Genomic DNA, 13,458 nt, shown 5'->3' on the forward strand with positions numbered 1-13,458 from the left:
TATGTGGTATATTATGGTTATTCGCCGTCTTTTACTTTTTTCCTTCTTTCTATTTCCCTATAAACCTCTTTTTTTAGCTTTTTCCCAAAAATAATCAAGCTCTTCAAGGGTAAAAGAAGTAAAATCCCTGCCGCTTTCTTTAACCTGTTCTTCTACATAATTAAAACGGCGTACAAACTTATCATTTGTAACCTGCAAAGCCTCCTCCGGGTTTATACCTTTCATGCGGGCAATATTAACCAAGGCAAATAAAATATCTCCCATCTCTTCTTTTAAACTTTCCTCATCATCAGCATGTTTCAGTTCATCTATTTCTTCTTTAAACTTCTCTAAAGCCCCTTCTACATCAGGCCAATCAAAACCCACCCTAGCAGCCTTCTCCTGTACTTTATATGCACGAAGGAGTGCGGGAAGCATAGTTGGAATTCCTTCCAAAATATATTTTTTCCCTTCTTTTTTTTTGAATCCTTCCCATACATTCACCACATCATCTGCGGTTTCAAGGTTAATCTCTCCAAAAACATGGGGATGCCGGAAAATCATCTTTTCCTTTATCCGGTTTGCTACATCAGCAAAATCAAAGTATCCTTCCTTCTCAGCCAAAGCTGCATGGAAAACTACCTGTAGCAGTAAATCCCCCAGCTCTTCTTCAAGTTTATTCATATCATTTTCTTTAACTGCCTCCATAACTTCATAAGTTTCTTCTAAAAGATAACGCATAAGACTTTGGTGGGTCTGCTCCTTATCCCAGGGACACCCATTTTCACCCAGGAGCCTTTCCATGACTTCAATCAATTCTTCTATTGCTTCACCATTTCTTCCCATAAGCCTTCCCCTCTGTTTCAAAGATAGCTTAAGCATCTCTGATAATTTTTTTCAAGATTGTCATATCAAGTTCCTTTACTAAAATAAGTAAAATTCCATAAACTCCTATTCCTATAACTATTGCAGCTAAAGTAGCCAGATGAGATCTTATGTCAATAGTTACCATATACTGATAAGAAGCTCGAACGGCTGCTGCCATTACGATGCTTGCCAGCAGTATTTTAACAAGCCTTTTAGTCTCATATTTAATACCGGTAAACCTTTTAAGATAAATTAAATTAAGTATAGAACCTATAAAAAAGGCTAAAACCGTGCCGATAGCTGCACCTTTTATATTGAGAAAGGGAATGCTCGTCAAGGTGTAATTGAAAATAACTTTAAACATACCGGTGATTATCAAATTGCGCATAGCAATTTTGGGCATTCCTATTCCCTGCAAACCGGCACTTGATATTTGGAAAGCTGCCAGCATAATAGCGGAAAAAGCCAGAGGTTCCAAAGGTACTCCGGCTTCAGGTGCACCATAGAGCAAGTCGCATATAGGAAAAGCTAGAATAAACAGGCCGGCCGCGGCAGGAAAAGAAATAAGCATTCCGCCTCTAAAGCCATAGTTCAATCTTTCAACAAGCAAGCCTATATCATTTTTAGTCTTGGCTTCAGAAATAGCCGGAACCATACTGGTAGCAATGGATATAGTAAAAATAGTAGGCAAACTTATAAGGACTGCTGCCATACCAGATAAATGACCATAAAGGGCAGTAGCCTGGGAGACCGTATAACCAAGTGCAATAAGACGACCAGGAACAATCACGGCATCAAGCATCTGCACCAGCGGAAGAACAACCGCACCTACCGACACCGGAATGGCAAGTTTTATCATTTCTTTTCCCAAACTTATTGATCTTTCCCCAGAATAACAGAGCTTTATTGATTCTGATCTATTTTTTTTAGTAAAGTTCAGGTAATAAAAGATTAAAACTGCGAGTCCCGCTATCCCGCCTATTACGGCGCCAAAAGTAGCACCAGCTGCAGCATATTCTATTCCTTTATCTACAAAAATATAAGCCAAAACAAGGACTGCAGTAACCCGAAAAAGCTGTTCTACCACCTGAGAAACAGCGGTGGGAACCATAGACTGATGTCCCTGAAAAAACCCGCGGAAAACAGACATAAGAGCAGCAAAAAATATGGCTGGGGCCACAGCTAAAATTGGATAATAGGCCCGGGGATTTTTCAACACATAATCAGCTAATATCCCGGCTGACTCCATCACAATAAAGGAAAGCAAAAGACCTATAAAAAACAGAATAACCAGCGATACTCTGAGTATTTTGATACTGTCTCCACTGTATCCTTCGGTCTCCTTTTCAGCCACCATTATGGAAATAGCAACCGGAACCCCAGCTGTCGCTAACGCCAGAATAGTAGTATATATAGGATAAGCCATTTGATAAAGCCCAATTCCTTCTGCCCCTATCATCCGGGCCAGAGGAATCCGGTAGACCGCTCCTAAAACTTTGCTTATAGCTCCTGCAATGCTTAATATAAGTGCCCCTTTAATAAAGGTCTGCCCCTTTTCCATGTTTATCCTCCTCTTTTTCCCATGAGGATTATTATAGCACAGACTTATCGTTTAAATAAGATTTAAAACCTCTTTACAACAAAAAAGCGATCTTTCATATAAGACCGCTCTTTGTCAATTTGGTATTGATATTTATTGTTCCATCTGCTTTGATAAAAATCCGGCAGCCGTTTCCGCTAATTTAACCTCTAACTCTCCCATTTTTACCCCAGCCTCTTTGCTCACTATAATAACGGCACCTATAGGATCTCCCTGGGATATTATAGGAGCTATTACCTGCGACTTTATCGTATATTCTCGGTCATCAGTCTCTATTATATGAACATTTTCATCATCAGGAGATTCTATCACCTTCATCAACATTGTGCGTCGCTCTTCCAAAGCCTTTTCCACTGCCTTACCGATGGGTTTACCCATGAACTCGCGTTTATTGGCTCCTGCTACCGCTATCACTACATCTCTATCTGCAATTATCGCTATATGTCCAGTAGTTTCAGACAGTGAATCAGCATATTCCTTGGCAAAATCTCCTAGCTCACCTATGGGGGAATATTTCTTTAATATGACTTCACCTTCCCGATCAACAAAAATCTCTAAAGGGTCCCCTTCACGGATGCGTAAAGTCCTGCGTATTTCTTTAGGTATAACTACTCGCCCCAAATCATCAATCCGGCGGACAATTCCTGTTGCTTTCAATTTACATTTATCCCTCCTTTAAAAAAAAATTGAAAAAGTTGTTTTTTTTCTCAATCATAGTATATAACTGAAAATACCCTTTTATTCACTTTTTGCCATTATGCTACAAAAAAACAACCTCTAAAAATCAAGGTTTGACACATTTTTCATGTTCAAAATTGCACAAGCCTGTATTTTATTTTTAATTTCGCAATTGTTTTTTAATGAAAATAATTTGAAATTATTTCGAATCGAAATTGTTTTAAAATCGAGAACCGTCCCCAATTTAAAATCTGTTTCGAATCGAAATAGTTTTGGCTTTTATAACTGTCATCAGGTTAAAAAGGTATAGAGGTGGTTTTTTTGGTCAAAATATGGTTGGAAATAAAAAGATAAGGTGGAATAAGATGATAAGGCTAAGTAATTTTCAGGTTTACTCTATGCTGCTTATTTTTTCTCTTGCCGTAGCTTTTTTACAGGTAGGCAAATTTGCTATTGATCTTCTTTTCAATAATGCTTATCTGGCAGTTCTGGCCACTGCCGTCCCGGGCATATTGATAATCTTCATGTTGAATCACATCCTTAAAAAAAGTACCCTTCCTTTTCCTTTTATACTGGGTGAACACCTGGGTGAAAAGGTCGGAAAGGTAATAGGCTTCTTGTATATTTTAATTTTTTTGCTCTTAACCAGTTTTTCCCTTCGCCTTTTCGTAGATTTTATCGAAACCAACGTTTTGCCTCAAACACCTATAAGTATATTTTTAGGCCTGCTACTCTTATGTGGGTATATTGCCATAAAAACAGGATTAGAAAACTTTGCGCGCATGTGTGAAATTATAGTCATCTTAGGGGTCGGTTTTTCTTTTTCCATAGTGTTTTTAGGTTTTTTTCAAAATATCGACATTAAAAACCTCCTGCCTTTTGCCTATATGAATTGGACTTCTTTTATGCGTGCTGTTTTTATGCTATCTACCGAAATTTTAAAACTTGCAACCATACTTTTTTTAGGTTTTTTTATTCCGGATAAAAACGATGCCTTGAAAATAATGATAAAGGTTTTGTTTACTTACATCATATTGATAACAGCTATTACAGTTGCTGCCATTCTTATTTTCGGAGGAACAACAGCCAGTCTTTTCACCTTTCCCACTTTCGCCGTAGTCAGGATTATTAATATTGCTGATTTTTTGACTAATCTGGATGCCATCTTTATTGGCCTCTGGATTATCGGGATATTTGGCACCTCTACCTTTTTATGGTTTATGTTCTGCATTACGACTCAATATGTTTTTAATCTGAGAGACTATCGCTTTATAGCTGCCCCCTCCTCCCTCATAATCGCTGTTCTAGCTATTAAGATGGCCAGTAATATTCTGGAAATTAATATACTGATAATATATATTATCCCCTTTTTGCTTTCTATTTTCTTCTTTTTAATCCCTTTTCTTCTTTTCCTTATCACCCTTTTTAAACCTTATCCCGAACTTGATCAGGAGAACTGTAAAAACATCAACTTTTAATAATCTGTATAAATACATGAAGATAAGCTTAAACTATATCCTGTCAGAAAATTATCGGTTATTTATGGGGGTAAAATATGCGCTATATAAGCAAAAAAAATTCATCTGCAGCTTTAACCCCACATGATTTTATAGATGATAAAGTATCTTTTTCTGTCCGTGAAAATAGCGAAAAGCTGAAGAAAATCCTTGAAAGCTGTTCTGATGCTGTTTTCCGCGAATTCACCTTCGGCACCAATGATGAACACAAAGCCCTGGTTCTATATTTTGACGGCCTTACTGACCGTAAAGAAATCGAAGAAAACATTTTAAAACCTCTGCTTTTAGAAATAGGCATGGTCAATAAACCTGAAATAAAAATCCTCAATACATCCGGCGTCTTTTCTCGGATTAAAAATAGAATTTTAGCAGCAGCAGAAGTCAAAACTTTAAATACTTTAGGCGAAATCGTGCATCATATAAGTTCAGGAGACACCGTTCTTTTGATAAACGGCTGTGATAAGGCTTTATCGGCCGGAACCCGCTCCTGGCAGTCAAGGGCAATACAAACCCCTGAAAACGAAGTAGTAATATTCGGTCCTAAAGAAGGTTTTTGCGAAACTTTGCGCTTTAACACCGCACTTCTTCGCCGCCGGATTAAAACCGGCAATTTCAAAATAGAAGCCATGGTTCTGGGAAGGTTAACTAAAACTGATGTGGTTCTCTGCTATATAAAAGGGGTCGCACCTGACAGCTTGGTGGCGGAGGTTAAGCAAAGGCTGAATAAAATTGATATCGACGGGGTTTTAGACTCTGCCATCCTCGAAGAATTTATTGTCAATGAAAAAAATACTATATTCTCTCAGGTAGAACATACGGAAAAACCCGACCGGGTAGCAGCAAATCTTCTGGAAGGAAGAATTGCTGTCCTGGTCGACGGTTCTCCGATGGCATTAATCCTGCCTGTTTCTTTTCCTCAATTCTGGTTATCGCCTGAAGATTATTACGATAATTATATCCCGGCTTCTCTTTTTCGGTTTCTGCGCTTTGCGGCATTCTGGATTTCTCTTCTATTGCCTTCTTTATATGTAGCGGTAATAACTTATCATCAGGAAATGATTCCCACCGCACTTTATCTTACTATAGCCGCTACCAGACAGGGGGTTCCTTTCCCTGCTTTTGTGGAAGCCGTTCTTCTTGAGATTACCTTTGAACTATTAAGGGAAGCAGGCTTACGACTCCCCAGGGCAGTAGGACCAGCCGTAAGTATAGTGGGAGCCCTCATAATTGGAGATGCAGCAGTCCGGGCCGGACTAGTTTCTACCCCTATGGTGGTAATAGTAGCCGCCACCGGAATAGCTTCATTTGTTACCCCGGCCTACAATGCCGGTATAATAAACCGTATTGCCCGTTTTGGCTTTCTTTTTGCCAGCAGTGTCCTCGGCTTTTTAGGTATTATGATAGGTTTAATCCTTATGCTTACCCGTATGGCGTCACTGTCCAGCTTTGGACTCCCTTATCTTTCTCCTTTAGCTCCTTTTAATAGAGAACAGATGACAGATGTAATTGTAAGGCGTCCCTGGTATAAAAATATAACCCGTCCTTTCATAGAAGGCATGAAAAACCAAAGGCGCCAGAACCCACCGGATAAAGATAAAGGAGGCAGTAAATAATGTTTCAAAAAAAGCTGGGCCTTTTAGTCTTCATTCTCCTTTTTCTCCTTCCCGGATGCCAAATTCGGGATATAAGCCATACAGCTGCTGTTTTAAGTATAGGCATTGATGAAGAAAATGAACAGATAAAAATAAGCGCACAGGTCGCTAAGCCATCTGCTCCCGAAGAAAGCGGAAGTTCAAGCAGCGAACCGCAGTTTATCGTCATTTCAGAAACCGGAAAATCTATGGTGGAAGCCGCCCGCAAAATGTCTCTTACCTTACCGCGCATTCCTTTATGGACTTATACCAATACCATTATAGTAAGCGAAGATTTGGCCAAAAAAGATATAAGTTTTCTCATTGACACTATCGCGCGCAATCCCAATATAAGAAAAAACAGTTTTCTTATAATAGCCCGCAAGACATCTCCAGAAGAGATTATGCAGGCAAAATCTCCTTTAGAACCTTTTCCAGCACAGGCTATTGTCAACATACTTCAAATGCAGGAAAAAACCTTAGGAATATATACCGCTGTATCACTGGGTGATTTTATAAAAAAAGCTTCAACTATGGGGATCGAACCCGTGGTTCCCCAATTTACAATAATAAATAAAAAAGGCAAAGGACTTCTTTCTTTGGAAGGTTCCGCCGTATTTCTGGGAACTAAAATGGTAGGAAGCTTCACTGAAGAAGAAAGCCAAGGTTACCGCTTCCTTCTCCCTGGACTTAAAAGAGGAGGCATAATAAATGTTCCTTCTCCTCTAAATCCCCAGAATCTGATGGTAATTGAACTTTTAAACATCCAAACTAAAGCAAAAGCAGAAATAAAGGATGGGAAAATTTTGATAAAACTAACCATAGACAGTGAGGGCAATTTCTATGAACAAAATTCTACCGAAAATCTGCTGAATATAAAACAGGTAGATAATATCGAAAAGGCCACGGCAGAAGAACTTAAACGTAAAATGCAAAAATCTATAAAAAAAGCAAAAGATCTCAAGTGTGATGTTTTTGGATGGGGAAAATTAGTAGAAAACAGCTCTCCATCTTTCTGGAAAGAGATAAAAAAAGACTGGCTTGAAATCTTCCCTTCAGTCAAAAGCGAAATAAAAGTATCCTTTAAGCTCAGGCGCACTTATCTTACCGATAAATCTTTCGTGTTTCGCAAATAAAGCTTGCCGGGGAGCGATTTAAAGATGCTTTCAGCTCTGCTTATTCTCTTATATGTTATTATTCTGGCTCTTGAAGTGCCGGCTCTGTTAAAAAACAGGTTTTATAAAGAACTCTTAGTTTTTATAGTTCTTTTTGGAATAGGAATTTATCTGAGCTTTATCCAATTTAAAGGAAGTCTTAACTTTAATCCTTTAAGCCCTTTGCTCAGTCTTTTAGCATCTGGAAAATGACCTTGCAGACGGAGGCACTCATGAAAAAAAAACTAAAACTTATCATCTTTATACTGTTCTTTCTCTTTACGGAAAGCGGATGCTATAACCGGTTGGAAACTATCCAGACCGCAGTCTGCGCCGGAGTAGGTGCTACCCTTACCCCGGATAATCGTATTGAATTTACGGTTCAGCTTAATAAACCGGTAAATCCGCAAAAAACTACGATTTTTACCCAGCAGGTGGAAATCTTATCAACTAAGGGGAACTCCATAACTGAGGCTGCCCGCCGGGTTATGCTTGCACTGCCCCGGGTTCCGCTGTGGTCACATGCCGATATTTTTATAATCGGCGGAAACTTGGCCCGAAAAGATCTGTCTTTTCTTATGGATTTTATAAGTCGCAACCGGAATTTAAGACATGATATAGCTGTTCTGGTAAGTCCTGATAATACACCTGAAGAAATACTTAACAGCACCTGCCCCCTTTCCTTATGTTCTTCCCGGGGCATCTTAAGAATTCTCAATTTTCAGGAAAAAAATTTAGGCTCTTATAGAAAAATTAATATGTATCAATTTTTCTCACAGCTTGATACTCCGGGAATAGATCCGGCAGTTCCCCAGGTAGTAATAACTAAGGATATAAAAGGGAATAATATACTTACCATTAAAGGCATGGCAGTATTCAGCGGAAGAAAAATGGTCGGAAGCCTCAATGAGATGGAAAGCAGAGGATATAGGCTTATAAAAACACCGAACAAGAGTGGTGGGATAATCAGTATAAAATTCCCTTTCAACCACAAAAATGAATATATAGATTTAGAAATCAGGAAATTAAAAAACAGCATAAAACCACTTAAAAAAGACAATAAGGTAATTATCAAAGTTAAAGCTGACCTTTATGTTAACATTTTTGGCATCCAGGCCGAGCAGGAAATACTCACCCCGGAAAAAATCGGTCTGGTAGAAAAAGCTGCTGAAGCAGCGATAAAAAAAGACATTACTTCCTGTATAAAGAAATCACAGAAACTCAATGGAGACATACTGGGATTTGGCCAAGCTATATACCGCTATATGCCAGAAGAATGGGAAAAACTGGAAGATAACTGGCAGCAAATCTATCCCCTTATAAAATGGGAAGTAGAAGTAAAAGTCAAAATAAAAGACACTTATCTTACTCATAAGGTTTATACCCCTCAAATATAACCGGGAGGCAGCAAAAATTGTTCTGGTTTTCCATTTTGTTTATGCTTATTTTTGTCATTCTGGAGATAAAACATATATGGCAAGAAAAAATGATAAAAGAACTTGCAGTTTCTCTTTTTCTTTTGCTTATTTCTTTTGCTTACGCTTTAGAGCTTTATCTTAATACCCACTTTCTTCCCAATCCCAACCGAATACTTTTTTTTATAAAACCAATAGGAGATATTTTTATGAAAATCATGGGAATGAAATAGGAGAATAAATTTATGCAGGAAAATACAATTAACAGCAGACAATTTGGAATCCTACTCTTAATGCTCATATTAGGAAGTGCTTTTATTTTCGTTCCCGAAGGAATTGCTGGCCGCGATACCTGGCTGGCAACCATAATAGCATCTTTAGCAGGTCTCTATGTATTGTCTGTTATAATAATCCTCCAAAAAATATTTCCAGGCATGAGCATAATAAAAATAAGCACTCAGGTTCTCGGTAAACCTCTTGGTTTTATCCTGGGGATTATATACACATGGTTAATATTTTTCATAGCTGTTTTGTATCTCTATAACATGACCACTTTTCTGCTCATTATTTTTCCTGGGCTATCCGACTCACTCCTTAATACTTTCATAGTCCTTACTATTGCTTACGTTATTTACAACGGCTTAAACAGTCTATCCCGTCTGAGTGAAATCCTGATTTGGATTGTTCTGGCATTGGTTATTCCAGCTATAGCTATACCTTTTTTTACTATAGCTGAAATAAAAAGCCTGACTCCTGTCTTATCCAATATCAAAGCTGTCCTAGTTGGAGGTTTATTTGCAGCTAACTGGCCTTATGGAGAAATAATCCTTATGGCTATGCTCCTTCCAGCGGTAAATGATCTTAAACAAAAATCAAAAATTATTTATATATGGTTTTTTATAGGAGTTATCCTTTTTGTCCTCCGCAGCATATTAGCAACCACCGTGTTATGGGAAGATTTAATGCAGACAACCAAATTTCCCCTATATGAGGTTCTGCTTCTCATCCGTTTTTCTACTTTTCAGCGGGTAGAGCTGTTCTTCTTCATCATGTGGTCAATAACTAACTTTATGGCTGTCTTATTGTCTTATCAGAGCCTGGTACTGGCTTTAAAAGACTTATTCTCCCTTAGAAGCCACAAAACTTTAATTATCCCGGCTGGTCTTGCCATTGCCGTTTTTCCCCTGATTATGTTCCCTTCAAGCGTAGAATTTTTAGCGGTTGAGTCTTTTGCCGCTCATTTCCACAATATCATTATACAACTCCTTTATCCCACCATTATATTAGCTGCAGCTAAAATCAAACAAAGAAAAAGCCGTAATCCTTTAGATTACAGCCCGGAAATGTCAAAAACAGCTAAATAATATTTAAAACTTCCTCTAGCCCCTTTAACCCTGCTGGATGGTTGAGCTGAAGCTGAATAGTCCTGTTGTTTAACCGGTATATTTTTACCTCTTTTTTAGATAAATTTAAATCAGGTGGCAATTCTTTACCCAGGCTTATTTCAACCATTGACCCTTTACGCCTTAAATACTTAATATCCTTATTCTGTGCCATAATACGCAGGAAAGCGATCTGCAAAAAGTTTTCTACCGGTAGCGGAAAAGGGCCAAACCTGTCTAAAAGCTCCGCCTTTATATCTTCAAGTTCTTTTAAATCAGACGCCAGTAAAATTCTCCGGTAAATTCGCATTTTAGTCCCCAAATCAGGTATATAGTCATCAGGAATATAATAATCCATATCTACATCTATCTTGACAGGTTCTTCTTCCTTAAAATCCCTTCCTTTAAGTTTAGCCACCTCTTCCTCTAAGAGACGACAGTAAAGGTCAAAACCAACCGCATAAATATGCCCGTGCTGTTCAGGTCCTAATATATTGCCGGCTCCTCTGATTTCCAAATCCCTTAAGGCTATTTTCATACCGGCTCCGAGTTCATTAAATTCCCGGATTGCATTAAGTCTCTTTTGTGCTTCTTCGGTTAAGACCTTATAAGGACGATACATAAGATAAGCATAAGCCAAGCGGTTTGACCTTCCTACCCTGCCTCTCAGCTGATAAAGCTGCGCTAATCCCATTTTATCCGCTTCATCGACTATAATAGTGTTCACATTGGGCATATCGAGACCTGACTCTATAATAGTAGTGCAAAGAAAAAGGTTATATTCGCCTTTTAAAAAATCCATTATAACTTCAGAAAGTTCATTTTCATCCATTTTCCCATGTCCGACCGCAATCTTAACCTCCGGTAAAAGTTTATTAAGCTCCTCTTTTACTTTATAAATATCTTCTATCCGGTTGTGGACGAAAAATACCTGACCTCCCCGCTCGATTTCAAACTGAACTGCCTCTTTTATGATTTCCTCATTATATTCCATTACATAGGTGGTAACCGGATACCTCCCCTTAGGGGGAGTTTCAATAACACTTAAATCTTTAAGGCCGGTTAATGCCATGTTAAGGCTCCTGGGTATAGGGGTGGCAGAAAGGCTTAAAACATCCACGGTTTTCTTAAAAGCCCTTATTTTTTCTTTTTGCCTTACTCCAAACCGGTGCTCTTCATCTATTATAAGGAGGCCTAAGTCCTTAAACTTAACATCAGTCGACAAAAGGCGATGGGTTCCTATAACTAAATCTACTACCCCTTTTTCCAAATCCTTAATAATTCTTTTTTGTTCCCTTCCGCTTCGAAAGCGGCTTAAAGACTCTATAACTACCGGAAAACCTTCAAAGCGGGATATAAAAGTCTGATAATGCTGCTCGGCTAAAACCGTGGTAGGAACTAAGACTGCTACCTGTTTTCCGTCCATTACAGCTTTAAAAGCTGCCCGCATGGCAACTTCCGTTTTGCCATAACCTACATCACCGCATATCAATCTGTCCATAGGCCGCCTACTTTCCATATCCCGCTTAACTTCTTCAATCGCTTTGAGCTGATCCGGGGTTTCTTCATAAGGAAAAAGATCCTCAAATTCTTTTTGCCAGGGGGTATCAGGAGAAAAAGCATATCCCTGTTCTGCTTCCCGGGCGGCATATATTTTAATAAGCTCTTCTGCCATTTCTTTGACTGCTTCAGCTACTTTACGGCGGGTACGCTCCCACTCGCTTCCTCCCAGTTTGCTTAAACGCGGTTCTTTTTCCCCCAAGCTATTGTATTTATAAAGTTTGTCAACTTTTTCCAAAGGCAGATAAAGCTTATCTCCCGCCGCATATTCTAAAAGGATATATTCACGGGTGACATTATCCACTTCCACCCGGGTTACCCCGCGGAATATTCCTATTCCGTGGTTTTCATGCACCACATAATCTCCCGGCTTTAAGTCTTCTAAAATAATATTCTCTTCCCTTTTAGAAGACTTGCTTTTTCTTTTTTTATCCTGCATCCGTTTTTTAAAAATATCCTTTTCTCCGATTATCGCCCGTTTAAAAGTGGAGCTTACAAAGCCCCTTTCTATATCACTTTCTCTGAAAATTACCCCGCCTATATTATGGTCTAGGAACTCTTTCAGCAAGAGATTTTTTAATTTTCCATTTTTGATCGCTATTTCTACCTGATATCCCTTCTTCTGCCATTCAGCTATGCGGGAAAACATAACATTATAATCAGCATAAAAAGGCTCCATTTCTTTCTGGGATATATGCTCCATAAAAACAGCTTTCATACCTATTATATTACCTGGGAAAAAAGAATGATAAATTACTCCTCTTTTCTCCAGATATTTATCTATATCTGCTTTGCCTACCATCGGCAGTTCCCTTATATTTTTGCCTTCCTTTTTAACCTCTTTTAAAAACTCCTTATATCTGCGCCCGGCCTTTTCTAAAGCCTGGTAAAAAGCAAAAGGTTCATCTATGAAAACAACAGCATTATTTATATAATCAAACAAAAACGCTCTTAACTCTTCATCGCAAAATTCATCAGCAGGAATTATATGGATTTCTCCTGTTTTCTTTCCTGACCTCTGGGTTTCTACATCAAAATAGCGGATAGATTCTGCCACATCTCCAAAAAACTCAATCCGGCAGGGATCTTTTTCATTTAAGGGATAAATATCTAAAATCCCCCCTCGCAGCGCAAATTCCCCCCGATTTTTTACCGTAGCAACCCTTATATATCCAGTATCTGTTAATTTTCTTATAATATCTTCAATCATATATTCTTTTTCTGCCTTTAAAACCAGGGTTTTATCGCGCATTTTTAAGGGAGAAATTATCGGATGCAAAAAGGCATCAGCCGTAGCTACAATTATTGTATGCCGGCGGGGATGACAAAGCAGGTCATGTAAAGTGCAAATCCTCTGTATTTCAGCTAAAGAATAATTTTCCTTGATAAAAACCAGATTTCTTCCCGGAAACATGAAGACCCGTTCTTTCCCGGTAAAACCAACTATATCACGGGATAAATCATGGGCTTTTTCCTCATTTTCGGTTAAAACAAGGAGCTTGCCTCCTATTTTATTAAGCAAGTTGCCCAAAAAAAAGCCTTTGGCAGTGCCAGAAAGCCCGCTTAAAATTACATTTTCTTCAAGAGCCAAAGTCCCTAAAATTTTATCCCAGAACTCCTGTGCCAAATCTAAACCCTCCGTTCAGGAAACAGCTCTTAAAAGAGCTGTTTCCTT

Annotated in this window: 11 protein-coding genes; 7 read left to right on the forward strand and 4 right to left on the reverse strand. The window is 38.6% G+C overall.

What is annotated here, in order from left to right:
* Nucleotides 1-57: 57 nt before the first annotated feature.
* From mazG to spoVT, 3 genes are all read right to left on the reverse strand, one after another.
* Nucleotides 58-825: a nucleoside triphosphate pyrophosphohydrolase gene (mazG, locus tag H0Z36_RS09460; protein WP_296865790.1), complete on the reverse strand. Its 768-nt coding sequence runs from the start codon at nucleotides 823-825 to the stop codon at nucleotides 58-60.
* A 28-nt stretch (nucleotides 826-853) separates the two neighbouring features.
* Nucleotides 854-2,407, reverse strand: coding sequence for a polysaccharide biosynthesis protein (locus H0Z36_RS09465; protein WP_296865792.1), 1,554 nt, complete (start codon nucleotides 2,405-2,407; stop codon nucleotides 854-856).
* Nucleotides 2,408-2,539: 132 nt separating this feature from the next.
* The gene (gene spoVT, locus H0Z36_RS09470; protein ID WP_296865794.1) at nucleotides 2,540-3,103 is read right to left on the reverse strand and encodes a stage V sporulation protein T; all 564 of its coding nucleotides are present in this window, start codon (nucleotides 3,101-3,103) and stop codon (nucleotides 2,540-2,542) included.
* A gap of 386 nt (nucleotides 3,104-3,489) precedes the next feature.
* Here spoVT and H0Z36_RS09475 point away from each other — a divergent pair, with 386 nt between their 5' ends.
* The 7 genes from H0Z36_RS09475 (at nucleotide 3,490) to H0Z36_RS09505 (ending at nucleotide 10,205) form a co-directional block, all read left to right on the forward strand.
* The gene (locus H0Z36_RS09475; protein WP_296865796.1) at nucleotides 3,490-4,602 is read left to right on the forward strand and encodes a GerAB/ArcD/ProY family transporter; all 1,113 of its coding nucleotides are present in this window, start codon (nucleotides 3,490-3,492) and stop codon (nucleotides 4,600-4,602) included.
* Nucleotides 4,603-4,679: 77 nt separating this feature from the next.
* Nucleotides 4,680-6,254, forward strand: coding sequence for a spore germination protein (locus H0Z36_RS09480; protein WP_296865798.1), 1,575 nt, complete (start codon nucleotides 4,680-4,682; stop codon nucleotides 6,252-6,254).
* Nucleotides 6,254-7,408 (forward strand): Ger(x)C family spore germination protein, encoded by a 1,155-nt coding sequence (locus tag H0Z36_RS09485; protein WP_296865800.1) that lies wholly within the window; start codon nucleotides 6,254-6,256, stop codon nucleotides 7,406-7,408. Before H0Z36_RS09480 ends, H0Z36_RS09485 begins: the two co-directional genes overlap by 1 nt.
* Before the next feature lie 24 nt (nucleotides 7,409-7,432).
* Nucleotides 7,433-7,639 carry a hypothetical protein gene (locus H0Z36_RS09490; protein ID WP_296865802.1) on the forward strand — a complete coding sequence of 69 codons (207 nt, stop codon included), beginning with the start codon at nucleotides 7,433-7,435 and terminating at the stop codon, nucleotides 7,637-7,639.
* Between the two features lie 20 nt (nucleotides 7,640-7,659).
* Nucleotides 7,660-8,823 carry a Ger(x)C family spore germination protein gene (locus H0Z36_RS09495; protein WP_296865803.1) on the forward strand — a complete coding sequence of 388 codons (1,164 nt, stop codon included), beginning with the start codon at nucleotides 7,660-7,662 and terminating at the stop codon, nucleotides 8,821-8,823.
* Between the two features lie 41 nt (nucleotides 8,824-8,864).
* Nucleotides 8,865-9,074, forward strand: coding sequence for a hypothetical protein (locus tag H0Z36_RS09500; protein WP_296865804.1), 210 nt, complete (start codon nucleotides 8,865-8,867; stop codon nucleotides 9,072-9,074).
* A 12-nt stretch (nucleotides 9,075-9,086) separates the two neighbouring features.
* A complete protein-coding gene (locus H0Z36_RS09505) occupies nucleotides 9,087-10,205 on the forward strand; it encodes an endospore germination permease (RefSeq protein WP_296865805.1) in 1,119 nt (372 codons plus the stop codon).
* Here H0Z36_RS09505 and mfd read toward each other — a convergent pair.
* Complete coding sequence (gene mfd, locus H0Z36_RS09510) at nucleotides 10,198-13,410, reverse strand: transcription-repair coupling factor (RefSeq protein WP_296865807.1); 3,213 nt, start codon at nucleotides 13,408-13,410, stop codon at nucleotides 10,198-10,200. The two genes, H0Z36_RS09505 and mfd, sit on opposite strands and share 8 nt — an antisense overlap.
* Nucleotides 13,411-13,458 lie beyond the last annotated feature (48 nt).

The sequence above is a fragment of the Thermosyntropha sp. genome (assembly GCF_017656155.1).
GTDB lineage: Bacteria > Bacillota > Syntrophomonadia > Syntrophomonadales > Syntrophomonadaceae > Thermosyntropha.

Coding starts and splice junctions, on each gene's coding strand:
- H0Z36_RS09500 (WP_296865804.1), top strand. CDS start 8,865: ATGCTTATTTTTGTCATTCTGGAGATAAAACATATATGGCAAGAAAAA.
- H0Z36_RS09505 (WP_296865805.1), top strand. CDS start 9,087: ATGCAGGAAAATACAATTAACAGCAGACAATTTGGAATCCTACTCTTA.
- mazG (WP_296865790.1), bottom strand. CDS start 825: ATGGGAAGAAATGGTGAAGCAATAGAAGAATTGATTGAAGTCATGGAA.
- H0Z36_RS09480 (WP_296865798.1), top strand. CDS start 4,680: ATGCGCTATATAAGCAAAAAAAATTCATCTGCAGCTTTAACCCCACAT.
- H0Z36_RS09495 (WP_296865803.1), top strand. CDS start 7,660: ATGAAAAAAAAACTAAAACTTATCATCTTTATACTGTTCTTTCTCTTT.
- H0Z36_RS09485 (WP_296865800.1), top strand. CDS start 6,254: ATGTTTCAAAAAAAGCTGGGCCTTTTAGTCTTCATTCTCCTTTTTCTC.
- H0Z36_RS09475 (WP_296865796.1), top strand. CDS start 3,490: ATGATAAGGCTAAGTAATTTTCAGGTTTACTCTATGCTGCTTATTTTT.
- H0Z36_RS09465 (WP_296865792.1), bottom strand. CDS start 2,407: ATGGAAAAGGGGCAGACCTTTATTAAAGGGGCACTTATATTAAGCATT.
- H0Z36_RS09490 (WP_296865802.1), top strand. CDS start 7,433: ATGCTTTCAGCTCTGCTTATTCTCTTATATGTTATTATTCTGGCTCTT.